At 65.4% G+C, this 25,911-nt stretch carries 30 protein-coding genes; 23 read left to right on the forward strand and 7 right to left on the reverse strand.

The features are described from left to right. Window positions 1-63 precede the first annotated feature (63 nt). The gene (mddA, locus tag A3M7_RS0102075; protein WP_027542426.1) at window positions 64-852 is read left to right on the forward strand and encodes a methanethiol S-methyltransferase; all 789 of its coding nucleotides are present in this window, start codon (window positions 64-66) and stop codon (window positions 850-852) included. 225 nt (window positions 853-1,077) lie between these two features. Next, window positions 1,078-1,500 carry a GFA family protein gene (locus A3M7_RS0102080; RefSeq protein ID WP_027542427.1) on the forward strand — a complete coding sequence of 141 codons (423 nt, stop codon included), beginning with the start codon at window positions 1,078-1,080 and terminating at the stop codon, window positions 1,498-1,500. A 52-nt stretch (window positions 1,501-1,552) separates the two neighbouring features. Here A3M7_RS0102080 and phnF read toward each other — a convergent pair whose 3' ends face one another. Beyond that, window positions 1,553-2,284, reverse strand: coding sequence for a phosphonate metabolism transcriptional regulator PhnF (phnF, locus tag A3M7_RS0102085; RefSeq protein ID WP_025575231.1), 732 nt, complete (start codon window positions 2,282-2,284; stop codon window positions 1,553-1,555). Window positions 2,285-2,454: 170 nt separating this feature from the next. On the opposite strand from phnF, the gene phnG reads away from it, so the two are divergent. The 11 genes from phnG (at window position 2,455) to A3M7_RS0102140 (ending at window position 11,418) form a co-directional block, all read left to right on the forward strand. After that, a complete protein-coding gene (phnG, locus tag A3M7_RS0102090; protein ID WP_049823178.1) occupies window positions 2,455-2,868 on the forward strand; it encodes a phosphonate C-P lyase system protein PhnG in 414 nt (137 codons plus the stop codon). A gap of 4 nt (window positions 2,869-2,872) precedes the next feature. Continuing rightward, on the forward strand, window positions 2,873-3,481 hold the full coding sequence (phnH, locus tag A3M7_RS0102095) for a phosphonate C-P lyase system protein PhnH (RefSeq protein ID WP_027542429.1): 609 nt from the start codon (window positions 2,873-2,875) through the stop codon (window positions 3,479-3,481). A gap of 4 nt (window positions 3,482-3,485) precedes the next feature. Further along, window positions 3,486-4,589 carry a carbon-phosphorus lyase complex subunit PhnI gene (locus A3M7_RS0102100; protein WP_027542430.1) on the forward strand — a complete coding sequence of 368 codons (1,104 nt, stop codon included), beginning with the start codon at window positions 3,486-3,488 and terminating at the stop codon, window positions 4,587-4,589. Then, window positions 4,586-5,482 carry an alpha-D-ribose 1-methylphosphonate 5-phosphate C-P-lyase PhnJ gene (locus tag A3M7_RS0102105; RefSeq protein ID WP_027542431.1) on the forward strand — a complete coding sequence of 299 codons (897 nt, stop codon included), beginning with the start codon at window positions 4,586-4,588 and terminating at the stop codon, window positions 5,480-5,482. The genes A3M7_RS0102100 and A3M7_RS0102105 overlap by 4 nt, the downstream gene beginning before the upstream one ends. Further along, entirely contained in the window at window positions 5,475-6,272 is a 798-nt protein-coding gene (gene phnK / locus A3M7_RS0102110) for a phosphonate C-P lyase system protein PhnK (protein ID WP_084301501.1), read from the forward strand. The genes A3M7_RS0102105 and phnK overlap by 8 nt, the downstream gene beginning before the upstream one ends. Before the next feature lie 8 nt (window positions 6,273-6,280). Further along, a complete protein-coding gene (gene phnL, locus A3M7_RS0102115; RefSeq protein WP_027542433.1) occupies window positions 6,281-6,979 on the forward strand; it encodes a phosphonate C-P lyase system protein PhnL in 699 nt (232 codons plus the stop codon). An 11-nt stretch (window positions 6,980-6,990) separates the two neighbouring features. Beyond that, complete coding sequence (locus A3M7_RS0102120) at window positions 6,991-8,148, forward strand: alpha-D-ribose 1-methylphosphonate 5-triphosphate diphosphatase (protein WP_027542434.1); 1,158 nt, start codon at window positions 6,991-6,993, stop codon at window positions 8,146-8,148. Further along, window positions 8,145-8,741, forward strand: a complete 597-nt coding sequence (gene phnN, locus A3M7_RS0102125; RefSeq protein ID WP_027542435.1) for a phosphonate metabolism protein/1,5-bisphosphokinase (PRPP-forming) PhnN — start codon at window positions 8,145-8,147, stop codon at window positions 8,739-8,741. The genes A3M7_RS0102120 and phnN overlap by 4 nt, the downstream gene beginning before the upstream one ends. A 28-nt stretch (window positions 8,742-8,769) precedes the next feature. Then, the gene (locus A3M7_RS0102130; RefSeq protein ID WP_027542436.1) at window positions 8,770-9,381 is read left to right on the forward strand and encodes a pyridoxamine 5'-phosphate oxidase family protein; all 612 of its coding nucleotides are present in this window, start codon (window positions 8,770-8,772) and stop codon (window positions 9,379-9,381) included. 804 nt (window positions 9,382-10,185) lie between these two features. Next, a complete protein-coding gene (locus A3M7_RS0102135; protein WP_049823167.1) occupies window positions 10,186-10,443 on the forward strand; it encodes a hypothetical protein in 258 nt (85 codons plus the stop codon). Between the two features lie 21 nt (window positions 10,444-10,464). Continuing rightward, window positions 10,465-11,418: an aliphatic sulfonate ABC transporter substrate-binding protein gene (locus A3M7_RS0102140; RefSeq protein ID WP_027542438.1), complete on the forward strand. Its 954-nt coding sequence runs from the start codon at window positions 10,465-10,467 to the stop codon at window positions 11,416-11,418. Between the two features lie 7 nt (window positions 11,419-11,425). On the opposite strand, the gene A3M7_RS0102145 is transcribed toward A3M7_RS0102140, so the two are convergent. The 3 genes from A3M7_RS0102145 to A3M7_RS0102155 all read right to left on the reverse strand — a co-directional run bounded on the left by A3M7_RS0102145 (window position 11,426) and on the right by A3M7_RS0102155 (window position 14,565). Continuing rightward, window positions 11,426-12,208 carry an alpha/beta fold hydrolase gene (locus A3M7_RS0102145; RefSeq protein WP_027542439.1) on the reverse strand — a complete coding sequence of 261 codons (783 nt, stop codon included), beginning with the start codon at window positions 12,206-12,208 and terminating at the stop codon, window positions 11,426-11,428. A gap of 4 nt (window positions 12,209-12,212) precedes the next feature. Beyond that, a complete protein-coding gene (locus tag A3M7_RS0102150; RefSeq protein ID WP_027542440.1) occupies window positions 12,213-13,508 on the reverse strand; it encodes an O-acetylhomoserine aminocarboxypropyltransferase in 1,296 nt (431 codons plus the stop codon). A gap of 256 nt (window positions 13,509-13,764) precedes the next feature. Further along, on the reverse strand, window positions 13,765-14,565 hold the full coding sequence (locus A3M7_RS0102155) for an IclR family transcriptional regulator (RefSeq protein ID WP_027542441.1): 801 nt from the start codon (window positions 14,563-14,565) through the stop codon (window positions 13,765-13,767). A 128-nt stretch (window positions 14,566-14,693) separates the two neighbouring features. Between A3M7_RS0102155 and A3M7_RS0102160 the strand changes: the two genes are divergently transcribed. The 6 genes from A3M7_RS0102160 to A3M7_RS0102185 are packed head-to-tail and all read left to right on the forward strand — an operon-like array spanning window position 14,694 to window position 19,300. Next, window positions 14,694-15,659: a tripartite tricarboxylate transporter substrate binding protein gene (locus A3M7_RS0102160; protein ID WP_027542442.1), complete on the forward strand. Its 966-nt coding sequence runs from the start codon at window positions 14,694-14,696 to the stop codon at window positions 15,657-15,659. A 3-nt stretch (window positions 15,660-15,662) separates the two neighbouring features. Next, window positions 15,663-16,280 carry a flavin reductase family protein gene (locus tag A3M7_RS0102165; RefSeq protein WP_027542443.1) on the forward strand — a complete coding sequence of 206 codons (618 nt, stop codon included), beginning with the start codon at window positions 15,663-15,665 and terminating at the stop codon, window positions 16,278-16,280. Window positions 16,281-16,335: 55 nt separating this feature from the next. After that, window positions 16,336-17,196, forward strand: a complete 861-nt coding sequence (locus A3M7_RS0102170) for a fumarylacetoacetate hydrolase family protein (RefSeq protein ID WP_027542444.1) — start codon at window positions 16,336-16,338, stop codon at window positions 17,194-17,196. Window positions 17,197-17,199: 3 nt separating this feature from the next. Continuing rightward, the gene (hpaH, locus tag A3M7_RS0102175) at window positions 17,200-18,003 is read left to right on the forward strand and encodes a 2-oxo-hept-4-ene-1,7-dioate hydratase (protein ID WP_027542445.1); all 804 of its coding nucleotides are present in this window, start codon (window positions 17,200-17,202) and stop codon (window positions 18,001-18,003) included. A gap of 25 nt (window positions 18,004-18,028) precedes the next feature. Then, a complete protein-coding gene (locus A3M7_RS0102180; RefSeq protein ID WP_027542446.1) occupies window positions 18,029-18,412 on the forward strand; it encodes a RidA family protein in 384 nt (127 codons plus the stop codon). A gap of 12 nt (window positions 18,413-18,424) precedes the next feature. Continuing rightward, on the forward strand, window positions 18,425-19,300 hold the full coding sequence (locus A3M7_RS0102185) for an amidohydrolase (protein WP_027542447.1): 876 nt from the start codon (window positions 18,425-18,427) through the stop codon (window positions 19,298-19,300). Between the two features lie 31 nt (window positions 19,301-19,331). Here A3M7_RS0102185 and A3M7_RS0102190 read toward each other — a convergent pair whose 3' ends face one another. Both A3M7_RS0102190 and A3M7_RS0102195 read right to left on the reverse strand, forming a co-directional pair. Then, window positions 19,332-20,060, reverse strand: a complete 729-nt coding sequence (locus tag A3M7_RS0102190) for a LuxR family transcriptional regulator (RefSeq protein ID WP_027542448.1) — start codon at window positions 20,058-20,060, stop codon at window positions 19,332-19,334. Window positions 20,061-20,201: 141 nt separating this feature from the next. Next, on the reverse strand, window positions 20,202-21,209 hold the full coding sequence (locus tag A3M7_RS0102195; RefSeq protein WP_027542449.1) for an LLM class flavin-dependent oxidoreductase: 1,008 nt from the start codon (window positions 21,207-21,209) through the stop codon (window positions 20,202-20,204). Window positions 21,210-21,474: 265 nt separating this feature from the next. On the opposite strand from A3M7_RS0102195, the gene A3M7_RS49430 reads away from it, so the two are divergent. The 4 genes from A3M7_RS49430 (at window position 21,475) to A3M7_RS0102210 (ending at window position 23,655) form a co-directional block, all read left to right on the forward strand. Beyond that, on the forward strand, window positions 21,475-21,651 hold the full coding sequence (locus tag A3M7_RS49430; RefSeq protein WP_192859540.1) for a hypothetical protein: 177 nt from the start codon (window positions 21,475-21,477) through the stop codon (window positions 21,649-21,651). A gap of 233 nt (window positions 21,652-21,884) precedes the next feature. Next, window positions 21,885-22,388: a twin-arginine translocation pathway signal gene (locus A3M7_RS0102200; RefSeq protein ID WP_027542450.1), complete on the forward strand. Its 504-nt coding sequence runs from the start codon at window positions 21,885-21,887 to the stop codon at window positions 22,386-22,388. Window positions 22,389-22,399: 11 nt separating this feature from the next. Next, a complete protein-coding gene (locus tag A3M7_RS0102205; protein ID WP_027542451.1) occupies window positions 22,400-23,038 on the forward strand; it encodes a ferric reductase-like transmembrane domain-containing protein in 639 nt (212 codons plus the stop codon). A 128-nt stretch (window positions 23,039-23,166) separates the two neighbouring features. Then, entirely contained in the window at window positions 23,167-23,655 is a 489-nt protein-coding gene (locus tag A3M7_RS0102210; protein ID WP_027542452.1) for a cyclic nucleotide-binding domain-containing protein, read from the forward strand. A gap of 191 nt (window positions 23,656-23,846) precedes the next feature. Here A3M7_RS0102210 and A3M7_RS0102220 read toward each other — a convergent pair whose 3' ends face one another. Then, window positions 23,847-25,679, reverse strand: a complete 1,833-nt coding sequence (locus A3M7_RS0102220) for a caspase family protein (RefSeq protein ID WP_049823168.1) — start codon at window positions 25,677-25,679, stop codon at window positions 23,847-23,849. Window positions 25,680-25,911 lie beyond the last annotated feature (232 nt).

Here is a 25,911-nt window from a genome sequence, read left to right on the forward strand (position 1 = left end):
TACCGATGCGGCATGGTGCAGCGACCAATGAAGTGCCGGCGTTTTGGCACAACGGAGCTTTCCATGTCCCAAATTGATCAACAGGTTCATTCAATCGGCCCGGAGGTTGCGGGCTCACGCATTTTCAAGTTCATCGCCTTTCTGTACGGAATTGCGGCATATCTCGTGTTTTTCGTCACCATTCTCTACGCTATCGGCTTCGTGATGGGGCTGGCGGTGCCGAAGACCATCGACACCGGAGCCGAAGCGCCCGTCGTTCGCGCGGTCATCGTCAATCTGCTGCTGATGTCGCTGTTCGCGGTTCAACACAGCGTGATGGCGCGCCAGCAATTCAAGGCGTGGTGGACGCAGTTCGTCCCCAAGCCGGTCGAGCGATCGACTTACGTGCTGTTCGCGAGCCTGTCATTGCTCCTCCTGTTCTGGCAGTGGCGTCCGCTGCCTGCGGTCATATGGGAGGTCGAGGATCCCGATCTTGCCGTGACGCTGGTCACGCTGTCCTTCGCGGGTTGGATATTGGTGTTCACCTCGACCTTCATCATCAATCATTTCGAATTGTTCGGCCTGCACCAGGTGACCAACCATCTCGTCGGCAAGGAACCGGCGCCGCCGCGTTTCAAGACGCCGCTGCTCTACAAGTTCGTCCGTCATCCGATCTATCTCGGCTTCATCATCGCGTTCTGGGCGGCACCGGTCATGACCGCGGGCCATCTGCTGTTCGCGGCCGTGACCACGCTCTACATCTTCGTCGGCATCGCGCTGGAGGAGCGCGACCTCGTCGATCTCTTCGGCGACGAATACCGGCAGTACAAACAACGCGTATCGATGCTTATTCCCTGGCGCCGGTCAGTTTAGTCGTCGCCTCTTTCCGCCGCGTCCGCCGAACGGAGGACGCGCGACGGAACTGAGGCGTGTATCTCGCCGGACTCCAGCCTTCTGCGTCCCTCGGGGTGATTCCCCCTCACTCCGATGCCACCAGCGCGAGCGAACCTCGTCGCGACCCCGCATCCGACTTCGCCGAGTTATCGGTGAACCGGAGCGGGGAGAGGATTTTCAACCTTCATCAACGGAGACGACCAAATGAAACATGTCGGACACTGCTTCTGCGGCGCGGTCACGGTCGAGGTCACGGGTGCGCCGGAGGCGATGGGCTATTGCCATTGCAGTTCCTGCCGGTCCTGGTCCGGCGGGCCGGTGAACGCCTTCAGCCTGTGGAAGCCCGATGCCGTGCGCATCACCGAAGGCGCGCAGCACGTCGAAACCTTCGCCAAGACGCCGCTCAGCCAGCGCAAATACTGCAGGAAGTGCGGCGGCCATCTCATGACCAATCACCCGCCGCTCGGCCTGACCGACGTCTTCACCGCCACCATCCCCACCCTGGCGTTCACGCCCGGCGTCCACGTCAACTACGCCGAGACGGTGCTGCCGATGCGCGACGGCCTGCCCAAGCTGAAGGACTTCCCCGCCGAGTTCGGCGGCAGCGGCGAGATGATGCAGGAGTAGGAGGCCGCTGCTCTTCCTCGTCTCTCGTGGGAGACGGGAAGAGGGCTGCAGCTCAGCCGTTCTCGACCAGGAACTCCACCCGCTCGGCGGCAAAGCGCGAATGCTTCGTCACCAGCGGCTTGCCATCGAGATCGTGGTCGGTGGCGTCGACCACGAGGATCGGCCGTCCCAGCGGCAGATCGAGCCGTGCAGCGTCGGTCGCATCGACGATGCCGGCGGTGATCCGGGTCGCGCCGCGGCGATAGTCGCGGACACCGAAGTGCTCGAGCAGTTTCGTCATCGAGCGCGTTGCTGCAAACACGCTGCCCGCATCCGGAAACAACTCCGCCGACAGCCACGTGGTGGAGACGCAGATCGGCGTGCGGTCGGCGAGGCGGATCGCCTCGATCCGCACCAGCGGCGCGCCGACCTTCAAGCCCAGCTCGCGCGCAAGCTCACGCGTCGCGACGTCGTCGGCCGCCTCGATCAACTGCCCGCGCGGCTCACGGCCGCCGGCGCCGACGATCTCGGAGAAGCGCGTGCGCGAGCGCAGCGGATAGGCGATGCGCTGCGCCTCGACATAGGTTCCGCTGCCGCGCTCGGCGCGCACCAGGCCGCGCTCGGCAAGGGCTGCCAGCGCCCGCCGCACGGTGTGGCGGTTGACGCGATAGGTCTCGGCGATCTCCATCTCGCCCGGCAGCTTGTCGCCGGCGGCAAAGCGGCCGTCGGCGATGCCGCGCTCGATGCCGTCGGCAACGAGGCGCCATAGCGCGACGCCCGTGGAGGCGGTGTCCTGCATGCTCATATCGCCGGTCAGCCTAGCCCGAAAATCACACGCTTGTCACGAAACAGTCATGGCGCTTCCGTATGAAGTTGTCTACTATCATAGACAACTTGGATTCGGCAAGTTCGGTGGCAAGTTCGGTGGATCGGGTGACGCAGCAGAACAATCAGCAAGCCCAGCGCAAGGCCGCGATGGCCGTGCTGGCGCACGCGGAGGCGGGCGAGATCGCCGCTCGCCTCCGCGCTTTCGCCCTCCCGGCCCATCAGGATCTGCGCACGCCGGAAAACGGCCTCGTCATGCTGCGCGGCCGGGTCGGCGGCGACGGCGCCCCGTTCAATCTCGGCGAAGCCACGGTGTCGCGCGCCGCGGTGCGGCTTGCGAGCGGGGAGGTCGGCTTCGGCTACACGCTCGGACGCAACGGTGAGAAGGCACGCCTGATCGCGCTGTGCGATGCGCTGGTGCAGTCGCGGGATTTTTCAGCATCGGTCGAGCGGGACGTTATCGCACCGTTGCGCGAGCAGCTTACGATCCGGCGCAAGCAGGCGGCGGCCGAGACCGCCGCGACGAAGGTTGATTTCTACACCATGGTGCGCGGTGAGGGGTGAGATCATGACCACGATTGCGGAACTGCCGCCGGGGTTCGCCGACAAGGTGCTGTCGGCGCAATCGACCTTTCGCTCGGTCATGGACGCGATGGCGCGGCCGGGCTCGGTTCAGCGCATCGTACCGGTGGCGGGAACACCCGGGCCGATGATGCGCGGCGTCGCCGCGATCGCGCTGACGCTGTTCGATCACGATACGCCGCTCTGGCTCGATGCGCGGATGGCAGAGAGTTCCGACGTCGTGAAATGGCTCAAGTTCCACACCGGCGCGCCGGTCATTCAGGATTCCTCGATCGCAAGCTTTGCCTTGATCGGCGACGGCGCCTTGCTTCCGGCGCTCGAGCGCTTCGCGCTCGGCACCAGCGAATATCCGGATCGGTCGACCACATTGATCCTCCAGGTCGATCGCCTCGACACAGGACGCAGCTTCGAGCTGCGCGGCCCCGGCATCGACGGCGTCGCGACGCTCCGGGCCTCGATCAAGCCCGCCGACCTGTTCGAGCGGCTGCGTGTCAACGAAACGCTGTTTCCGCGCGGCATCGACGTGGTGCTGGTCGCCGATGACGCCGTGGTCGCGATCCCGCGCACCACGCGTGTCGTGAGTAAAGGAAGCTAGGCATATGTATGTCGCAGTCAAAGGCGGCGAACGCGCCATCGAGAACGCCCATCGGCTGCTCGCCAATGCGCGGCGGGGCGATCAGAGCATTCCGGAAGTCACGCTCGACCAGATCTCGGAGCAGCTTGGTCTGGCTGTGGACCGCGTGATGAGCGAGGGCTCGCTTTATGACCGCGAGCTCGCGGCGCTCGCGATCAAGCAGGCGCGCGGCGATCTGATCGAGGCGATCTTCCTGGTCCGCGCCTTCCGCGCCACGCTGCCGCGCTTCGGCGCCAGCGAGCCGGTCGACACCGGCGCCATGCGGGTGCAGCGGCGGGTGTCCTCGACCTTCAAGGACATTCCCGGTGGTCAGATCCTCGGGCCGACCTTCGACTATACGCATCGCCTGCTCGATCCCTCGCTCGCGGAGGGTTTTGTGCCCGAAGCGCCCGCGATGGCCGAGGCCTCGACCGCGCCAACGCCGCGCGTGACCGATATCCTGGGCCGCGACGGGTTGATCGAATCCTCGCCGCGGGCCGAGGACGGCGCCAGCGTCGGCGATCTTACCCGCGAGCCGCTCAACTTCCCGGCGGATCGCGACCTGCGCCTGCAAAATCTCGCACGCGGCGACGAAGGCTTCCTGCTGGCGATGGGCTATTCCACCCAGCGCGGCTACGGCCGCAACCACCCCTTCGCCGGCGAGATCCGCTTTGGCGAGGTCGAGGTCGAATTCTCCGCCGAGGACGTCGGCTTCGCCGTGCCGCTCGGCTCGATCGAGCTCACCGAGTGCCAGATGGTCAACCAGTTCAAGGGTTCTGCAACGGAAGCGCCGTGCTTCACCCGCGGCTATGGCCTCGCCTTCGGCCAGAGCGAGCGCAAGACCATGTCGATGGCGCTGGTCGATCGCGCGCTGCGTGCCCGCGAGCTCGGCGAAGAGGCGCTCGCACCGGCGCAAGATGAAGAATTCGTGATGTCGCATTCGGACAACGTCCAGGCGACCGGCTTCGTCGAGCATCTGAAGCTGCCGCATTATGTCGACTTCCAGTCCGAGCTTGGCCTGCTGCGCAAGCTGCGTCAGGAGTTTGCCGAGGCCAATGCGCCCGATGCCATGAAGGAGGCCGCGGAATGAACGCGCCCACCTACAATTTCGCCTATCTCGACGAACAGACCAAGCGGATGATCCGCCGCGCCATCCTGAAGGCGATCGCGATCCCTGGCTACCAGGTGCCGTTCGCCAGCCGCGAAATGCCGATGCCCTATGGCTGGGGCACCGGTGGCGTGCAGGTGACGGCGGCGATCCTCGGGCCTGAGGACGTGCTGAAGGTGATCGACCAGGGCTCCGACGACACCACCAACGCGATCTCGATCCGTAAATTCTTTGCCAAGACCGCCGGGGTCGCCACCACGACGGCGACTGACGATGCGACCGTGATCCAGACCCGTCACCGCATTCCCGAGGCGGCGCTGCACGAGAACCAGGTGCTGGTCTATCAAGTGCCGATCCCGGAGCCGCTGCGTTTCCTCGAGCCGCGCGAGACCGAGACGCGGCGCATGCATGCGCTTGCCGAATACGGCCTGATGCATGTGAAGCTCTATGAGGACATTGCGCGCTTCGGACATATCGCGACCGCCTACGCCTATCCGGTGAAGGTGAATGCGCGCTACGTGATGGATCCATCGCCGACGCCGAAATTCGACAATCCCAAGATGGACAATTGTCCGGCGCTGCAACTGTTCGGCGCCGGCCGCGAGAAGCGCATCTATGCGATCCCGCCCTATACGAAAGTGGTGTCGCTCGATTTCGAGGATCACCCCTTCGAGCCCTACCGCTTCAACGCGCCCTGCGCGCTGTGCGGCGCCGAGAATTCCTATCTCGACGAGATCGTCACCGACGACAAGGGCGGCCGCATGTTCGTCTGCTCCGACACCGACTATTGCGAGGGCCGTCAGGCCGCCGGCCATCACGGCAGCCTGAGCGCTGCGCCGTACAAGGAGAGGGCGCAGGAGAAATCAAATGGCTGATCACGACATGCTGGAGAACGATGAGCCGCTGCTGGTCGCGGAGTTGCTCAGCAAGTCCTACGGCCGCATCGCCGCGTGCCGCGACGTGTCTTTCTCGCTCTATTCCGGCGAGGTGCTGGCGATCGTCGGCGAATCCGGTTCGGGCAAGTCGACGCTGCTCCAGCTGCTGTCCGGCCAGCTCGCAGCCAGCGGTGGCCACGTCTCCTACCGGATGCGCGATGGCGTCAGCCGCGATCTCGCCACGCTCGGCGAGGCCGAGCGGCGCTTCCTGTTCCGCACCGACTGGGGCTTCGTGCACCAGGATCCCGCGCAGGGCCTGCGCATGGCGGTCTCGGCCGGCGCCAATGTCGGCGAGCGGCTGATGGCGGTGGGATGGAATCACTACGGCCGCATCCGCGACACCGCGTCCGACTGGCTCACGCGCGTCGAAATCGACGTCGCGCGCATCGATGATGCGCCGCGGACCTATTCCGGCGGCATGCGCCAGCGTCTCCAGATCGCCCGCAACCTCGTCACCGAGCCGCGGCTGGTATTCATGGACGAGCCGACCGGCGGCCTTGATGTGTCGGTGCAGGCGCGCCTGCTCGATCTCCTGCGCAGCCTCGTCGCCGAGCTGCATCTCGCCGTCGTCATCGTCACCCACGATCTCGCAGTCGCGCGGCTATTGTCGCATCGCGTGATGGTGATGAAGGGCGGCCGCGTCATCGAGACCGGTCTCACCGACCAGGTGCTCGACGATCCCCGCGAGCCCTATACCCAACTCCTCGTCTCCTCGATTCTGCCGCCATGAGCCCACTGATGACCGCCATGATTGACGTCACCGATGCCAGGAAGACCTTTACGATGCACCTGCAGGGCGGCATCGAGCTGCCTGTCGTCAGCGGCGTCACCTTCCAGGTGAACCCCGGCGAATGCGTCGTGCTGTCGGGCCCGTCGGGCGCCGGCAAGTCGTCGATCCTGAAGATGATCTTCGGCAACTACCGCTGCGACTCCGGCCGCATCGGCATTCGCCATCGCGGCGCGCTGATCGATCTGGCCACTGCCGAGCCGCGGCAGGTCCTCAATGTGCGCCGCGCGACCATCGGCTATGTCAGCCAGTTCCTGCGCGCGGTGCCGCGGGTTGCCACGATCGACGTCGTCGCCGAGCCGCTGATCGCTGGCGGCATGGCCCGAGCCGAGGCGCAGCAGCGCGCCGGCAACCTGCTGCACCGTCTCAACATTCCTGAAAGACTCTGGCGGCTCCCGCCCGCGACCTTTTCCGGCGGCGAGCAGCAGCGCGTCAACATCGCGCGCGGTTTCATCTCCGACCTGCCGATCCTGCTGCTGGACGAGCCGACCGCTTCGCTCGATGCCGCCAACCGCGCCGTCGTGGTCGAGCTGATCGCCGAGAAAAAGCGCCAGGGCGTCGCCATGGTCGCCATTGTCCATGACGACGAAATCCGGCATCTGATTGCCGACCGCATCGTCGATGTCACCAGCTTTGCCGCCGCGGCCTGAAGGAAATGGAAATGAACGCCAAGCCGAAGGACACCGTGATCGCCAATGCCAGGATCGTGCTGGCCGACCGGGTGATCGAGCAGGGCTGGCTTGCTCTTGCGGATGGACGCATCGCCGAGATCGGCGAGGGCAGGGCGCCTGCGGGTGCCGAGGATGCCGGCGGCGATCTGATCATGCCGGGCCTGATCGAGCTCCACACCGACCATCTCGAAGCGCATTACGTGCCACGGCCGAAGGTGTTCTGGAACCCGGTCGCCGCCGTCGTCTCCTATGACGGCCAGCTCGCCACATCGGGCATCACCACCGTGTTCGACTCGCTCCGGGTCTGGCGCGAGGATGGCGCCGAGGAAGTCGACGGCCGCGCCGGCGTGCTCGCCGCCGCGATCACCACCGCGCGCGATGCCGACCTGCTGCGCGCCGACCACTTCCTGCATCTGCGCTGCGAAATCCCGATGCCGAGCGTGGTCGAGGAGGCCAAGGAGCTGATCGACCGTCCCGACGTGAAGCTGATGTCGCTGATGGACCACACGCCCGGCCAGCGCCAGTTCCGCGACGAGGGCAAGCTGCGCGACTATTACCGCGGCAAGAACGGCGGCAAGACCGATGCCGAGCTCGACGAGCTGTTCGCAAAGCGCTTCGAGTATCAGAAGGCTTATGCGGCGACCAACATGCGCGAGATCGTGGCGCTGGCGCATCAGTACAAGATTCCGCTGGCGAGCCATGACGACACCACCGAGGAGAATGTCGCGGACGCCGTGCGCGATCGCGTTTCGGTGGCGGAATTCCCGACGACGCTGGAGGCCGCGCGCGGCCTGCATCAGGCCGGCATCGACATCCTGATGGGCGCGCCCAACGTCGTGCGCGGCGGCTCGCACTCCGGCAATATCGCCGCGGTCGATCTCGCCCGCGAGGGCCTACTCGACATTCTCTCGTCGGACTACATTCCATCGAGCCTTCTGATGGCCGCGCTGCAATTGCCGGAACACGTGCCCGCGATCAGCCTTCCGGCGGCGGTACGCACCGTGACGAAAGCGCCGGCCGAGGCGGTCGGTCTCTCCGACCGCGGCGAGATCGCGGTCGGCAGGCGTGCCGACCTCATCCGCGTGCACGTCGCGGGCAGCGTTCCCGTTGTCCGCAGCGTCTGGCGCGAAGGAGGCCGGGTGGCATGAGCGAGACCGCGACCATGGCGCAGGGCGGGGTGGGTGCGATCGGCCCTGGCCGGCTCGTGCTCGTGGTCGGTCCCAGCGGCGCCGGCAAGGACACCTTGCTGCGGCTGGCGCAGGCGGCCTGCATCGACGATCAGAACGTCGTCTTCCCGCGCCGCGTCGTGACGCGTGAGTCCTCCGCGGACGAGGACAACATTGCCATGAGCCCGGATGAATTCCGGCGCGGGATCGATCACGGCGATTTCGCCGTGCATTGGGACGCGCATGGGCATTCCTACGCGCTGCCGCTCGAAATCAATGACGACATCCGCGCCGGCCGCGCCGTCGTCGTCAACGTCTCGCGCACCGTGATTGCCGCGCTGCGCCAGGCCTATGCCAATGTCGTCGTGGTCGCCATCACGGCGCCGCCGGACGTGCTGGCGCAGCGGCTTGCCGCCCGCGCCCGGCACAGCGACGGCAATATCGCGGACCGGCTGTCGCGCAGCGTCGAAGACGTATCGGCGCAGGCCGATGTCACCATCCTCAACGCCGGCAGCGCGGATTATCACAGTCGCCAGCTCGTGCGCGTGATCAGGAACGAAGGCTGGCGCGAGTAACCGCCGGCGCAAAAGGAGAGTGGAAGAAATGTCGGTGATCGAAACGGTCGAACAATTGGAGGCCATCTACGGTGCCGTCGGTGACGCCTCGACCGTGAAAGTCGCCGACCATGTGACGCCGCTCTATCGCATCTTCATCGAGAAGGCGCCGTTCGCGGCGCTCGCCACCATCGGGCCCGAAGGCATCGACTGCTCGCCGCGCGGCGATCTGCCCGGCTTCGTCCGCATTCACGACCCCAAGACGCTGATGCTGCCGGATCGCCGCGGCAACAACCGGGTCGATTCCCTGCGCAACATCGTGCGCGACCCGCGCGTGTCCCTGATGTTCCTGGTCCCCGGCTCCGGCAATGCCGTCCGCGCCAACGGCCGCGCGCATTTGTCGATCGATCCGGAGCTGCTGGCCTCCTTCAAGGTCGAAGGCAAGGCGCCGCGCAGTGTGATGGTGATGAATGTGGACGAGATCTACTTCCAGTGCGCCCGCGCCATCGTCCGCTCCGATCTCTGGAACCCGGACAAGCGGATCGATCCGAAGACCTTGCCGACGCCCGGCCAGATCCTCGCCGAGATGAGCCAGAACAAGGTCGGCGGCGAGGAATATGATCGCATCTGGCCGGAGCGCGCGGCTGCCACGATGTGGTAGCGCACTTACCCTCTCCCCCTTGTGGGAGAGGGTGGCTCGCCGCGATAGCGGCGAGACGGGTGAGGGGTCTCCATCAGCGAGTCCGGAATCGTAGGGTGGGCAAAGGCGCACTTGCGCCGTGCCCACCGCAGGTCCAACACCGCGATGGAAATGGTGGGCACGCTCCGCTTTGCCCACCCTACGGCTTCTGCTTCCTTCTCCCTCGCCCCGTTCTTACGGCGAGGCAATCGTATATGGCTTCTTGGCGGGGTCTGAGAGCGCGCCTCGTCCTTCGAGACGACCGCTCCGCGGTCTCCTCAGGATGAGGCTAAGCGGCATCTTTGCCGGTCGAAATTGCTGCCGCACACTCCGCCCTCATCCTGAGGGCCCGCCAAAGGCGGGCGTCTCGAAGCATGGGCCGCAGAGCAACGACCTTAATTGAGATTGCCCTCGTTCTCTCGGGGGGCATGTGCGCCGCTCACGCGTGTTGAACTCATCGCGAGATGAATCTGCCTGTCGGCGCTTGCGGCGGGAGAAGCGGCCCAGCGCGCCGGCCGCAAATATGGATAGCCATTTCATTGACCAATCGTGCCGATCACTCGATATTTACAGCATCGAAACTGCTCCTCGAGCCGAAGCCGCAACATGAGAATCGATCACCAGCGTAATCCAGGCGACATGCACGAATGCATGACGCGGCGCTGTTTCTCGGCGGCCACCGGCGCCTGTTGTTGTTGCTGACCGCCTCCCTCTCAGCACGTCACATCGCAAATCCCAAGACAAATCCCAAGACAGGAACGCCGCAATCCCGGCGAATGAGCAGTCATGTCCCAAGCCCAGTTCGACGCCCAATTCGAAGCCCAATTCGAAGCCCAGTCCAACGCCTACATCATCGAAATCCACGACCGCGCCGCCGGCATCATCACCCGGGACGCGCGCGGCTTCCGCTTCTTTTCCTCCGAGCGCCTGTTCGACAGCCTCGAAGGCCGCCAGTTCCGCTCGGCCCGCGAGGCCGAGCGGGCCGCACGCGCGGTGTTCTCCGAGCGGAGCCGGCGCGCGAATTCGCAACTCTTCGCCAACTGATCCCACCGAAAGGACCGCGATATGATCACCCGACGACGCATACTCGCAACGACACTCCTGCTCGCGACCGCCTTTGCTGTCCCCGCACGCGCCGAGGACAAGCCCGCCGAAATCCGCATCGGCACCCAGAAAGGCGGCTTCTTCCCGGCGGTGCGGCAGCGCCAGACGCTCGAAAACGCCTTCAAGCCGCTCGGCATCGAGATCAAGTGGATCGACTTCCAGTTCGGTCCGCCGCTGCTGGAGGCCATCAATGTCGGCAGCGTCGATTTCGGCTATGTCGGCGACTCCCCGCCGATCTTCGCGCAGGCCGGCGGCGCAAGGATCCGCTACGTCGCCGCGGTGAAATCGGACGGCAACACCCAGGCGATCGTCGTGCCGAAGGATTCGCCGATTCACGCGCTCGCCGATCTCAAGGGCAAGCGCGTCGCCTTCGGCAAGGGATCGAGCGCGCACAATCTCTTGGTCGCGGCGCTCGAGAAGGCCGGTCTGTCCTGGTCCGACATCACGCCTGCGCCGCTCGCGCCGGCCGATGCGACGGCGGCCTTCGTGAAGGGCTCGGTCGACGCCTGGTCGATCTGGGATCCTTATCTCGCGCTGGCCGAACTGAAGGAGAATGCGCGCGTCATCGCCTTCGACAAGGACGTGCACAAGCCGAACGCCTTCTACATCGCCGGCACCGATTTCGTGGAGAAGTATCCCTCCCTCGTCGCGAAGCTCAACACGGCCTTCGCGTCCGAAGGCGTATGGGCGGATTCGCACCACGAGGACGTGGCGAAGGCGCAAGCCGAGGCGACCGGCGTCGATATCGAAGCCGTCAAGCGCTTCGTCGCCCGCTCCAATTATCGCGTGGTGCCGCTCGATGCCGAGGTGGTCAAGAGCCAGCAGGCGGTCGCTGACCGCTTTGCCAAACTCGGCCTGATCCCAAAGCCGGTCAACGTCTCCGACATCGTCTGGAAATGGACGCCGGGGTCTTGATCTGGGCTCAGCCCCTCAGCGCCGCGAGCAACTCATCCGGTCGCTCGGCCATGATCATGTGGCCGGCGCCCGGCACCACGACGGTCTTCGCATGCGGGATCGCGGCCGCGAGCGCCTTGCCCGCCTTCGCCGGTGTCATCATGTCCCGTTCGCCGAGGATCAGCGTCGCAGGCACTTTGACGCTCGCGGCAGCTTGAAGCGCATTGGCGTAAGCATTGCAGGCCGACAAATCCCTGAACAGCACGCCCGGCTCGCAAGACTTCAGCACCGCCTGCGCGCCGCCATGCATCCACAGGCCTGGCGCGAGGCTGCCGCCGAGCTCCGCGTTGAAGCCGAGGCCCCAGATCGACACCATGTCATTGGCATCCTGCGAGTTGGCTTCGGCCGCCTTCAAGAGATCCGGGCCGACCGTCATGGTCGCGGCAGTGCCGATCAGGCTCAGCGCGGAAACCTTGTCGGGATGCCGCGCGGCGGTCTCCAGCGAGATCAGCGATCCCATGGAGTGGCCGATCAGGTGCGCCTTCGCAGCTCCTGCGGCATCGAGCAGCGCCGCCGTCCAATCCGCCATCTCGGCGATGCTTGCGAGCGAGGGGCCGGCCGAGCGGCCGTGGCCGGGCATATCAGGCGCCAGCACGGAGTAGCCGTGATGGGCGAACCAGCGCGTGTGCAGCGCCCAGGTCGAATGGTCGAAGCCGGCGCCGTGGATGAAGACCACCGCGGGCAGGGACTTGTCGAATTCGCGGCCGCCGGTCGCGACAAACACATCAGTGCCGTTGACGGAGAGCTTCATGGCGTCAGACCTTTTGCGAGATGCGCAGCGCTTGATTGAGGTCGTCGATGATGTCGGAGGCGGTCTCGATGCCGATCGACAGCCGCACCAGCTCCTCGCCGATGCCGGCGGCCTTGAGCTGCGCGGCGTCCATCTGCTGGTGCGTGGTCGAGGCCGGGTGGATCACCAGCGTCTTGGCGTCGCCGACATTGGCGAGATGGCTGATCATGCGCAGCGATTCGATGAACTTGCGGCCGGCGGGCCGTCCGCCCTTGATGCCGAAGGAGACGATCGAGCCGGCGCCGCGCGGCAAGAGCTGCTTGGCGAGCTGGTAGTCCGTGTGGTCCTCGAGCGAGGGATGCAGCACCCAGTCCACGGCCTTGTTGGCCTTCAGCGCCTCCAGCACGGAGTGCGTGTTCTGCATGTGACGGTCCATGCGGACGCCGAGCGTCTCCACGCCCTGCAAGAGCTGGAACGCGTTGGTCGGCGACAGGCAGGCGCCGAAATCGCGCAGGCCTTCGGTGCGCGCGCGCATGATGAAGGCCGCGGTGCCGAACTGCTCGTCGAAGACGATGCCGTGATAGCCGCCATAGGGCTCGGTCAGCACGCCAAACTTGCCGGAGCCGCGCCAGTCAAAACGGCCACCGTCGACGATGGCGCCGCCGATCGCGATGCCGTGGCCGCCGATCCATTTGGTCGCCGAATGCATCACGATGTCGGCCCCGAGCTCGATTGGCCGGCTGAGATAGGGCGTCGCAAAGGTGTTGTCGATCAGCAGCGGAATTTTTGCGTCATGCGCGATCGCCGCGACCTTCGGGATATCGAGCACTTCGAGCCCGGGATTGCCGATGGTCTCGCCGATCACGAGCCTGGTGTTCGGCTTGATGGCGCTGCGGAACGCATCGAGATCGCGCGGCTTCACAAATGTCGTGGTGATGCCGAAGCGCGGCAGCGTGTGTGCGAGCAGGTTGATGGTGCCGCCATAGAGCGAGCTCGACGCCACAATGTGGTCGCCGGCGCTCAGCAGCGTCGCGATGGCGAGATGCAGCGCGGCCATGCCGCTCGCGGTGCAGATCGCGCCGACGCCGCCTTCGAGTGCCGCAAGCCGCTCCTCCAGCACGCCGGTGGTGGGATTGGAGATGCGCGTATAGATGTGGCCGGCGCGCTCCAGGTTGAACAGCGCGGCGGCGTGATCGGAATCCTGAAACACGTAGGACGTGGTCTGGTAGATCGGCACCGCGCGGGCGCCGGTCGCAGGATCCGGATGCTGGCCCGCATGCAGGCTCAGGGTCTCGAAGGCAGGCGGTTTTGGCGCGGGCATGCGTGGCCTCGTTGCTCGGTCGGCGATGGCGGCCGTTGTGCCACAAAACGATGGGGAACGTCAGCCCATTGACAGCGCCTCGATGATGGTGCGCTCCCTCGCCCCGCTAGCGGGGAGAGGGTTGGGGTGAGGGGGACTCTCCCCGGGGATGGTGACAGTTGGACTCGCGGAGAGTCCCCCTCACCCGGATTGCATCTAACGATGCAATCCGGCCTCTCCCCGCACGCGGGGAGAGGCGAAGAAGCGCGTCCGTGCCTTAGCTGCGGATCACCTGCTCGATGATCCGCGCCTCCCGCAGCAAAATCTCGGCGACCTCCTGCTCCCGCCTCGGGCCGAGCCTCGTCCGAACGGCGGAGACCGTGATCGCCGCGGCGGGCTGCCCGTCCGGCGTCTTGATCCAGGTCGAGATCGATTTCGTGCCCTGCACGAGGCCGATCTCTCTCATATTGTAACCCCGCCGTCTTGCATCGGTAATCTGGCTCATCACCGTCGCGACGTCGGTCTGGTAGGCCTCGAACCGTTTCTCGTTGGCTGCGACGATTTTTCGCGCGTCCGGCGCCGGCATCGCGGCGAGGATGGCGACGCCGGCGCTGCTGACGCCGAGCGGCCGGCGCGCGCCGACCTCGATCGACAGCACCTGGATCGGATAGACGCCGATCCTGCGATCGACGCACAGCGTGTCGTTGCCGGTCCGCACCGTCAGGAACAGCGTGTCGCCGATCTCGGCGGAGGCGCGCCGCAGCGACGGATTCGCCGCGACCAGCAGCCGCGACGGCCGCGCCCGTGCCAGCGCCAATTCCGGCACCTGGTTGCCGATCGCGTAGCGGCCGGTTCGATCGTGCCGCTCGACGATGCCTTCCTCGATCAGCACGTGGACGATGCGATGCACGGTCGGACGGGTGAGGCCGGTCGCCCGCACGACCTCGGCCAGCGGCACACCGTCCTCGCGCCCTGCGGCAAGAATGCGCAGCACCGCGAGCGCGCGCCGGATCGCCTGCGCGCCCTGTCGCGGTTCCAGCGCGCAGCGGGTGGCTTTCCGAGAAGGTCTCTTGTCCATAATATGGACAAGAACGCCACAATTCACTCGACAGGTAAAGCGCGCATCTGGAGATTGCGCGGCGATCGAGCGCCGTGCGCAACGTCAAGGCGTTCGAAGTGAATTGGAAGCGCCGCCGGGAGGTTAACATGAGATTAATCGCGATTGCCATAGCTGCCGCAGCCGCAATGCTGGCGGGGCCCGCATCGGCTCAGCAGTGGCCGGCGCGCAGCGTCAAGCTGATCGTGCCCTATCCGGCCGGCGGCAATGTCGACAGCGCCGCGCGCATCATCGCCGACAAACTCCAGGAAAAGCTCGGCCAGCCCTTCATCATCGAGAACAAGGCCGGCGCCGGCGGCATGATTGCGGGCGAGGCTTTCGCGAAATCGGCGCCCGACGGCTACACCCTGTTCGTCGGCGCCAACGGCCCGGTGCTGTTCGCGACCGAAATCAACAAGCGCGATGCTTATAGCTGGAAGAAGGATTTTCTGCCCATCTCGACCATCTCGATGACGCCGCTGGTGCTCGAGGTGCATCCCTCCGTCCAGGCCAACAATTTCAAGGAATTCATCGACCTCGCCAAGCGTGAGCCCGGCAAGCTGACGATGGCTTCGCCCGGCCCTGGCACCACCAACCATCTGCTCAGCGAGCTGATGCAATCCAGCCTCGAGCTGCAATGGGTCACCGCGCATTACCGCGGCAACGCGCCGGCCATCAACGATCTGCTCGGCGGGCAGGTGCAGTTCGCGTTCGACCAGCTCACGGTCAGCCTCCAGCACATCAAGGCCGGCCTGTTCCGCGCGCTCGCGGTCACCAGCCCGCACCGGCTGAAGTCGCTGCCTGACGTCCCGACCTTTGCCGAGCTCGGCTACAAGGATTTCGACGGCCAGACCTTTACGGGCCTGTTCGCGCCCGCCGGCACGCCGGCGCCTGTTGTCGACAAGCTGCACGAGACGCTGGTTGCGATCCTGAAAGACCCCGGCGTGATCGACAAGTTCGAGAAGCTCGGCGGAGAATCCACCCCGATGACGCCGGTCGAGTTCAGGGCCTATCTCGAGCGCGAGGACGCCAAGTGGATTCCGGTCGTGCGCAAGGCCAACATCAAGGCGGACTGAGCGATGCGGATCGATCCCAGCGAGCTCGGCGCGGAGCGCATCTACCGGCTGATGACCGGCATCGTGGTGCCGCGCCCGATCGCCTGGGTGACGAGCCTGTCGCGCTCCGGCGTGCTCAACCTCGCGCCCTTCAGCGCCTTCACCTTCGTCTCGCAGAAGCCGCCGATGCTGGCGATCAGCGTCGGCCGCAAGGGCGCCGACTACAAGGACACCGCGCACAACATCCTCGATACCGAGGAATATGTGATCCACATCGCCGATACCCCGCTGATGTCAGCGGTGCACGACAGCTCGATCGAGCATCCGCCCGAAGTCAGCGAGGTCGCCGAGCTCGGCCTCGAAACACTCGCGAGCGAGCGCATCAAGGTGCCGCGGCTCGCGGCCGCGCCGGTCGCGATGGAATGCGTGTTCCGGCAGTGCCTCGAATTCGGCGACGCCCGCAGCCGCCTGATCGTCGGTGAGGTCGTGATGTTCCACATTCGCGACGGCCTCGTGGAAAACGGCAAGGTCGAGACCAGAGCGCTCGACCCGATCGCGCGCATCGGCGGTCCCCGCTACGCCCGCCTCGACGAAATCGTGACACTGAACACCGTGTTCCAGACTCCCAAATCGACCGACTGAGCGCGCGGCGCATCGCGCCGGCCCTAGTGCCCAAAGACCATTGGAGAAAACGACAATGCGACTCCTGAGCTATCTCCTGGACGGCGAGCTTCGCTACGGTGCGGCTGTCGCGGGCGGCGTGGTCGATCTGACCAGGCGGATCGGCCGCGACTTCTCCGACGTGAGGGCGCTGATCGCCGCCAATGCGCTGGTGGAAGCGCAGGAAGCGATTGCCGATCAGAAGCCGGATTACGCGCTCGATGATCTCGTCCTGCTGCCGCCGGTGCTGGCGCCGGAGAAGCTCTGGTGCATCGGCGTCAACTACGCCGAGCGCAACGCCGAATATAAAGACAATTCGGACCTGCCCAAATATCCGAGCCTGTTCGTGCGCAGCATGTCCTCGATGACAGGCTCCGGCCAGCCGCTGGAGAAGCCCACCGTCTCGGATCAGCTCGACTACGAAGGCGAGCTCGTCATCGTGATCGGGCAGGGCGGCCGTCACATCCCGCGCGAGAAGGCCTTCGCGCACATCTTCGGCATGACGCTGTGCAACGAGGGCACGATCCGCGACTGGCTGCGCCACGGCAAGTTCAACGTCACGCAAGGCAAGAATTTCGACCGCTCCGGCAGCATCGGCCCATGGATCGTCACGGCTGACGAGCTCGATCCGCGCGGGCCTCATGACATCATCACCCGCGTCAACGGCGAGGTGCGGCAGCAGGACACCACCGAGCGGCTGATGTTCCCGTTCGATTTCCTGATCTCCTATCTATCCACCTTCGCCACTCTGAAGCCCGGCGACATGATCGTGACGGGCACGCCGACCGGGGCGGGCGCGCGCTTCGACCCGCCGCGCTGGCTGAAAGTCGGCGACGTCGTCGAGGTCGAATCGAGCCGCATCGGCGTGCTGCGCAACACCGTGGCCGCGGAGCAATAGACCATGCTGGATGCCGCCACGATCGAACGCCTTGCCGCGCGCCTCGACGAGGCCGAGCGCACCAAGGCGCTGATCCCGATGTTCTCGAAAGAGTATGCCGATTTCAGCATCGAGGACGCCTACGCCATCCAGCGCGCCTGGACAAAGCTCCAGCTCGGCCGCGGCCGCGTCGTCAAGGGCCACAAGATCGGCCTGACCTCGAAGGCGATGCAGAACGCGGTCGGCATCTCCGAGCCCGACTACGGCGTGCTGTTCGCCGACATGTTCTATGCCGACGCGACGCCCATCCCGTTCGATCGCTTCCATGCGCCGCGCATCGAGGTGGAGCTCGCCTTCGTGCTGAAGGCGCCGCTGCGCGGGCCCGACTGCACCATCTTCGACGTGCTCAACGCCACCGACTACGTCACGCCGGCACTCGAAATCCTGGAGACGCGCATGCATCGCGTCGATCCCGAGACCGGCAAGACCCGCAAGGTCATGGACACGATCTCGGACAACGCGGCGAACGCGGCACTGGTGCTCGGTGGCCGGCCGTTCCGCCCGATGGATGCGGATCTGCGCTGGATCGGCGCGCTCTTGTTCCGCAACGGCGAGGTCGAGGAGACCGGGCTTGCCGCCGGCGTGCTCAACCATCCGGCCAACGGCATCGCCTGGCTCGCCAATCGCCTCGCGCCGCATGACGAATATCTCAAGGCCGGCGAGGTGGTGCTGGCGGGATCGTTCACGCGTCCGGTGGACATCCGCCGCGGCGACACCTTCCACGCCGACTATGGCGCGTTCGGCTCGGTGTCGTGCCAGTTCGTCTGAACCAACACAGAAGAGGGAGCGCACCATGACACGGCGCAAGAGCATCCATATCGGCGGCTTCAAGCACGCCAACCCGATTCCGAACGCCTGCCGCATCGGCAATCTCGTGATGTCGGGCGTCATCCTCGGCCGCGATGCGGCCGGCGCCATGCCCGAGAGCTTGGACGCGCAATGCGCCAACATGTTCGCGCACATGAAGGCGACGGTGGAGGCCGCTGGCGGCACCACCGACGACATCATCAAGATGACGGTGTGGCTGAAGGACCGCTCGCAGCGCGCACCCGTGAATGTCGAGTGGCTGAAAATGTTTCCCGACGAGCATTCGCGCCCGGCGCGCCACGCGCTGCCGATGGACAACATGGACGGCGGCGCGCTGGTGCAGTGCGACTTCACCGCCGTGATCGACTGAAGGAGCCAGCGCATGCCGACCTATCTGCCGTTCGACCCGAACCCGCGCCGCCCGGTCAAGGCGCCGCCACCGAAGACCATCGACAGCCAGTTTCACGTGCTGGGCCCCATCGACAAATATCCGGAGCGCCCCGGTGCGGCCTACCGGATGCCGACCGCGACCTGGGAAGCGGCGCTGTGGATGCACAAGGCGCTCGGCATCGAGCGCGGCATCATCGTGCAGACCACGACCTATGGCGCCGATCATTCCGTCGTGCTCGACGGCCTCGCCGCGATGGGCCCGAATTATCGCGGCTGCGCCAATGCGCTGGTGTTCGCGGAGGCGAGCGACGCCTATCTCTCCAAGCTCCACGACGCCGGCGTGCGCGGCGCGCGCTTCAGCTTCCGCCAGGAGCTCGGCGCGGTGCTGTCGGACGCCGATTTCGCCCGCGCCATCGCCCGCATTCGCGAGCTCGGCTGGTACGTCAAGATCCAGCCCGAGAAGGACGGTATCGTCTCCAGTGTCGCCAAGTACGAGAATCTCGACGTGCCCGTGCTGATCGACCACATGGCCCGGCCCGATCCGCAAGCCGGCAGGAACGATCCGAACCTGCGCAAGATGCGGGAGCTGCTCGCCAAGGGCAATTTCTGGGTCATGCTGTCGCTCGGCGAGAAGACCTCGAAGGCCGGCCCGCCCTACGACGACGTGATCCCGATCGCGCGCGCCTATATCGAGGCAGCCGTCGACCGCTGCGTCTGGGCCAGCGACTGGCCGCATCCGGTCTCCGTCAAGCAGCCGCCAAACGACGCGGACCTGCTCGAGCTGATGTACCGCTACGCGCCCGACCAGGTGACGCTGGAGAAGATTCTGGTGCACAATCCGGCAAAGCTGTTCGGGTTTGCCGACTGATCGGCTCCCGTCGCGATCGGGCCATTCTCGCTCAGGGCGAGATGATCCGGTCGCGCATGGCAATCATCACGGCCTGCGTGCGGGTGGCGGCGCCGAGCTTCTTGCAGCAGCTCTTGATGTGCGCCTTCACGGTGCGTACCGTGATGGTCAAGGCGTCGGCGATCTCGTCGCTGGATCGCCCGACGGCCGCGAGCGTCAGCACCTCGCGCTCACGCGAGGACAGTACGAGCTGCGGAGCCTCGGGCAGGCCGCGCAGCTTCAGCACCCGGTCGAAGGCGTAAAGCGCCATGAGGTGGAGCGCGGGGAGATCGCGCTCCGGCAGATCGATCTCGGCGCCGCCGAACCACACCTGGCCGTTGCGGCCCGCTGGCGAGATGACAGGGATCACCACGCCATCCACCATGCCGAAGTCGCGGGCGCGTCGCACGAGCTCGACGGCGCGCGGCTCCCGTTCCGGATCGTACGGCGCTTCCCTGAACCAGCGAAACGGCTGAAGCGTTGTCCTGCAATAACGCAGCGCGGGATCGTGCCACACATACTGCGCCTCGGAATACATATCGAGAAAGCCGGCCGGCAACCGTTCGGCGAGAACGGCCTCGCGCGGTACTTCGGTCGACAGCGGGGCGACATAGGAAGTGCAGTAATAGTCGAAGCCGTGCTGGCGGAGCGTGCGGCTCATCGCATCCAGGATGCTCGCGACATCCGGAAGCTGCCGCACCGTCTCGACGAAATCGAATGCTCGACTGCGGACCACGTCCATCGGCCGCCTACGATCAGGCTTTGAGGGATCGGCGCTACGCTACCCTCCCAGGCACCGAGTATAGGACGTCAATGCCGTCGCTGCAATCTGCGCGAATTTGCCACGCTCGGGAGGGCATCGCCGACGTCCGGCCCGCTGTGATCACCGGGCCGGCTGCGCCGCCAGCCTGTCACGCACCTCAGCCGCAATCTCGAACGAGCGCAGCCGCGCGGCGTGGTCGTAGATCTGGCCCGTGGTCATCAGCTCGTCGGCGCCGGTCTCGGCGATCAGCGTCGTCAGCTTCTGCTCGACCACTTCAGGCGAGCCGACCGCGGAGCAGGACAGCGCTTGCGCCACGCCGGCCTTCTCGGCCGGCGACCACAGCGCGTCCATGTCGTCGACCGGCGGCGGCAGCGGGCCGGGCGTGCCGCGGCGCAGATTGATGAACTGCTGCTGGAGCGATGAGAACATGCGCTGCGCCTCGGCGTCGCTGTCGGCGGCGAACACGTTGACGCCGACCATCGCATGGGGCTTGTCGAGCTGCGCCGACGGCTCGAAGCGCGCGCGATACTCGCGCAGCGCCGGCATCATCATCTGCGGCGCGAAATGCGAGGCGAAGGCGAAGGGCAGGCCGAGCATCGCCGCAAGCTGCGCGCCGAAGGTGCTCGATCCCAGGATCCACAGCGGCACCTTGGTCCCCATGCCGGGCACGGCGCGGATCGCCTGGTTCGGCTGGACGTCGCCGAGCAGCGCCTGCAACTCCAGCACGTCATGCGGAAAATTCTCGGAAGTGGTGGCGAGATCGCGCCGCAGCGCCCGTGCGGTGAACTGGTCGGTGCCCGGCGCCCGCCCGAGCCCGAGATCGATCCGCCCCGGATAGAGCGACTCCAGCGTGCCGAACTGCTCGGCGATGACCAGCGGCGAGTGGTTCGGCAGCATGACGCCGCCGGAGCCGACGCGGATCGTCTTCGTGCCGCCCGCGACATGCCCGATCACCACCGACGTTGCGGCACTGGCGATCCCCGTCATGTTGTGATGTTCGGCCAGCCAAAACCGCTTGTAGCCCCAGGCCTCCGCATGCCGGGCGAGATCGAGTGAATTGCGGAACGCCTGCGCCGCATCGCCACCCTGGCGGATGGGCGCGAGGTCGAGCACGGAGAAGGGGATCATGCGTCGGGGTCCGAATGGAGGGAGACATGCGGCGGAAGCCCACATGTAGTGCTGTCCAGGTCCGAATGTTAGCGTCGCACGGTCCCCCAGATACGGACGCAACGATGCCATTCGGAATTGTCGTGGGTGACCGGCGAACTGCCCAGATTGCGCTTTTTGACCCAGCGGACTTTCAGCGCAGGTTTGACTTACGTCAACATTCAAGACTTGGCTTCATTTTCACTTCCGACGTTGGTTGCTTCGATTCCCTTTCTGGAGAGGTATGATGGCCGATCCGACCAAGCTCTCGGTTGAGAAAGCGCTCGAAAAGATACGTCAGCGCGACGAGCCGAAATCAGAGAATTCACGCCTTGATGAAAAAACTGACGCTCTCAATGAAGAGATAAAACGTATGAGAGCACAAAGGCTCCGCCTTGAACGACAACAGGGCAAGCGTGGCTGAATAGCGCGTAGGATGGGTAGAGCACTTGCGAAACCCATCATGTTTCGTCATCGAGCAAGGCCTCGATGGGTTTCGCGTCGCTCTACCCATCCTACGGAGCTGTCTGAGCGGCCCGCGCCTCCGTTCACAACACTGTTATTGCGACCTGTTGCGCCCTTTGTCCCAACTGGGCGTTCGGTGCCTGTTGTTGTACTCTTGCCGGAGCCATTGTACGGGCGCCAGGAGGAATGGACATGACCATGGTCGTACTCAACCGCCGAAACCTCCTCGCCGTCGGCGGCTCCGTCCTGGCAACCGGGGTTTTGGCAAGCGGGGTTCCCGGACTCCTGTTGCCGGCCCGCGCGGACGGTCTCGCACCGACCGAGTCGATGTCGGGCGGGGCGAACAACTACCGCAAGGGCGCGGCGATCGTGGACCGGATCGGCAAGGGCGGCTTCTGGATGAGCGGCACCGTCCGCCGCGCCGGCGACGGGGCTCCACTCGCCGGGCAGCGCATCCAGATCTGGGCGCACACGACCGAAGGGCAGGAGCACGAGCCGCAGAGTCATGGCGCCACGCTTACCGACAAGGACGGCAAGTTCCGGCTCGAGATGCCGCAGATCATTCCCATCTTCGGCCAGCCGCATGGTCACCTCGCCTATGACAGCGGCGAGTTCAAAACCGTCTTTCTGCGGCCGGTGATGCGGAGCGCAAGGGAAACCAGCCTGGAAGCGCATTTCGTCCTTCAGCCGGCCTGACCGCGTTGCAAATGAAGGGGTGGAGATCGGCCCGGGCGCCCCTGATCTGGGTCGCCCTTGCTTTGGCCATCGGCGTGCCGATCGCCAAGGCTGCGGGAAGCGAGCAGCTCGCATGGCGCGGTCCGGTCTACATTCTCGCCGGGTTTGCGGGGATCATCGCCCTCGGCCTCGTGCTGGTTCAGCCCCTGCTGATTGGCGGATACCTGCCGGGACTGTCGGCCTATCGCGGACGGCGTGCCCATCACTGGATCGGCGGCGCGCTTGCTCTGGCGGTGGTGATCCACGTCGCCGGCCTCTGGATCACCAGCCCGCCCGACATGATCGACGCGCTGACCTTCTCATCGCCGACGCCGTTCTCCCCCTTTGGCGTGACCGCCATGTGGGCCATCTTCATTGTTGCGCTTCTGGCCGCGCTGCGCCGGCGATTGGGACTGCGACCGCGAACCTGGCGCTTCGTTCACATGCCTCTCGCGATCGTCATCGTCGCCGGCAGCGTGGTCCATTGCCTGCTGATCGAGGGGACGATGGAGACGATCTCGAAGGCGGCGCTCTGCGCGCTCGTCCTCGCGGCAACCGTGAAAGTCATGGTTGACCTGCAGGTGTGGCGAAGGCGAAGGACGTTGCGCGGCGAGGGCATTGCGCCGCGGTAAGCCACGCGCGATTGATCGCGATTTACAGACGTCTTTATTCAAGCACGTTGATTCAAGCTCGTTGGGCGTCGTCATCGCCTGTGTGCGCTCTGCTTGCCGCAGATCGCGACGCGGCGTATCCTTTCGCGATGGTTGTCAGTGCCCCCGAGCTGAAAGCGTTCCTGCTCGCGACGCCGTTCTTCGGCGGTCTCCCGGACCCAAGCCTCGACCTCCTGATTTCGATGCTGGTCGAGCGCCGCTTTGATGCCGGCGCGACCGTCGTGGCGGAAGGCGAGCCGGGACGCTCGATGTTCATCGTCAAATCCGGTCGGCTGACGGTGAGCAAGCGGGCGAATTCGAGGAGCGTCATTCCGATTTCCATTCTGGGGCTCGGCGACTTCTTCGGCGAGATGTCGCTGATTGAAATGCAAAATCGCTCCGCCACGGTGGTCGCGGAGAGTCCGACGGTGCTGTACGAGCTGACGGCGCAAAAGCTCTACGCGTGCTACAAGGCCGATATCCACGCCTATGTGATCGTCCTGCAGAACATCAATCGCGAGCTTTGCCGGCGGCTGCGCCGCTCCGACGATCGCCTCACCGGACACGAGGTGGGCGAAGAGGAACCCTCTGCGCGATGAATGTGCTTCTCCGCGATGCCGCGCAGTTCGCTCCTTTACTTTTTGGCGAAATTCGTGGCGCGGATGGAGCGACGCGCAATCCGGGACGATTGCATCCGCGGCTAACGGTCCAACGCATCGAAGCTCGCGAGCTTGGCGTCGAGCCGGCAGCTTCATGTACCGAAGGTTTCTTCCTCGCCCGTCACTCGTCCTCAGTTGCAGATTTCTGCGCCAGCGTAGCCCGCACGGGGATTTGCACCTTCGATACGACACCCCGGCCGAAGGGGACGACAACCCGCGTTGTTACAAAACATACGACCTGTCGCCTGCGGTTTCGAGGGCGCGGACTCGGTTTTCTTTCTCTCGTCGTCTCGCGGCTTGGCATCCTCGCGGGTTGCGACCGGCTTCTTGTCCTGGACCTTCTCGCACTCGTTGTCGTCGTTGACCCGATAGCCTGCGCGGCAAGTGATCTTGACGCAGCTATCGCCATCAGCTTTGAAGCCGCGGTCGCAGACCAGCGGACAGACACGTCCTTGCTTGCCCTTGATCGCATCGAGAGCGTCGAAGCTCGCCAGCTTGGTGTCGAACTTCGTCCCGGCATGCTTGTTGAACAGCGTCAGCGAGCGCTGCGCGGCGGCGTTCCATTCTCCGTCCGCTGCACCCGTCAGGCACCCGACGCGACGGAGNTCNGACTGCANCAGTTTGGCNGTCTCCTGCGGCGAGAGGCNGGGCGCCGATTGCGTTGGGGCAACTGCNGCGACCTTCNGCTCGCCGTCACGCTGAGCCTTCTCNGTCGCCNGCTTTGCNGCCTGCTCGGNNGCNGCCTTGTCGTTCGCGATCTTGTCGGCGAGCGCCTTCTCGGCNGCCTGCTTGTCGGCCAGCGCCTTNGCNACGGCGGCCTCGGCATCCTTCCTGCGTTGCTCGGCNGCGGCCGCCTTNGCTTCCTCGACCTGCTTGNCCTTCTCGGCCGCGAGCCGGGCATCCTCGGCGGCCTTGGCGGCGGCNGCCGCCTTGTCCTGCTCGGCCTTCTTGGCGCGGTCCGCGACGAGCCGCGCCTTCTCNTCNTCNGCCTGCCGCGCCTTNTCTGCGGCTACAGTGCGGGTTTCTTCGGCGGCGATCTTGTTCAACTGGCCCTTGGCGAGATCGGTGTAGAAGCCNCTCGGAAAGCGGTTGAGGAAGGCAGTCCATCCTTCACGCGTGCCAAGCTGNAGCGCCAGCTCGTAGTCGCGCCGGATTTCGCTGTCGGGGCTTGCCTGCGGCCCGGTCGCGACCGGTTTCGCTGTGACCAGCGGCACGTCGTCGCCGCCGAGCGAGCCGTAGACATAGGGCTCCTGCTTGTAGCCGGTGTTCTTCAAGACATCGTCGCGGACAAAGCCAAAGGCCTTGCGCAGATCGAGCCCCGGCGTCGGCAGCCGCTCGACCAGGGCCGCCGCGAACGGACTATTTTTGGAGTCGCCGTCTGACGCAGTCGAGCCCGCCTTCGCGGCGAAGGCAATCATGGTGTTCGGGCTGGTCGGCTCGATCTTGGCGAGACCCCGGCCAACGGCGCGGGAAGCGACCGTGCGCTTCATCGTCTTGGCGAACGGATTGTCCCGGCAGGCGTCCAGAATGACCAAGCGAAGCTGCTTGGCAGGCTCCACGGCAAACAGCGCCCGGTCGAGCGCCACGGTCTCGTCGAGCACGTCGCCGTCCGTTTCCAGCGCAGCATCCGTGGGGATCAAATAGTTCGTGCCGTCGAGCTCGATGCCGTGTCCGGCATAGTAGATGACGGCAACTTGGGCATCGCGGGTCCGGCCCGCGAACTCGCGCAGCGACCGGCGCATGTCGGCGGCGTTGAGGTCGAGCCTGACATCGACATCGTCGAACCCCGCCCTCTTGAACATGCCGCCGACCAGGGTGGCGTCGTTCGCCGGGTTGGTGAGCCGGGGGACGCTCTTGTAGGCGGAATTGCCGATGACGAGCGCCACGCGCTTCTCGGCATGGGCCGGACCGCAGGCAAGCAAGACGGCGAATATTAATAATGCAAAAGGACCAAAACGACTCACAGCAGTCCCCCCGGAATGCGGTCTGAAAGATTAGACAGAGCATGACGAAAAGCAAATGCTTGCTCTGTGACATTGGTCACAAGAGAACAGCCCGGCTTAAGCGGGTTGAAGATACGTCAGCTCCGGATCACAAGCGACGGTTGTGGAGCTGCGCGGCCGATGTCCGGCCACCATCGTCAGCTGACGTGGCAAATCATGCGACGCAGCGAGCCGCGTGTTTTTCATCAATTTG

Source organism: Bradyrhizobium sp. WSM2254 (assembly GCF_000472645.1).
Taxonomy (GTDB): domain Bacteria; phylum Pseudomonadota; class Alphaproteobacteria; order Rhizobiales; family Xanthobacteraceae; genus Bradyrhizobium; species Bradyrhizobium niftali.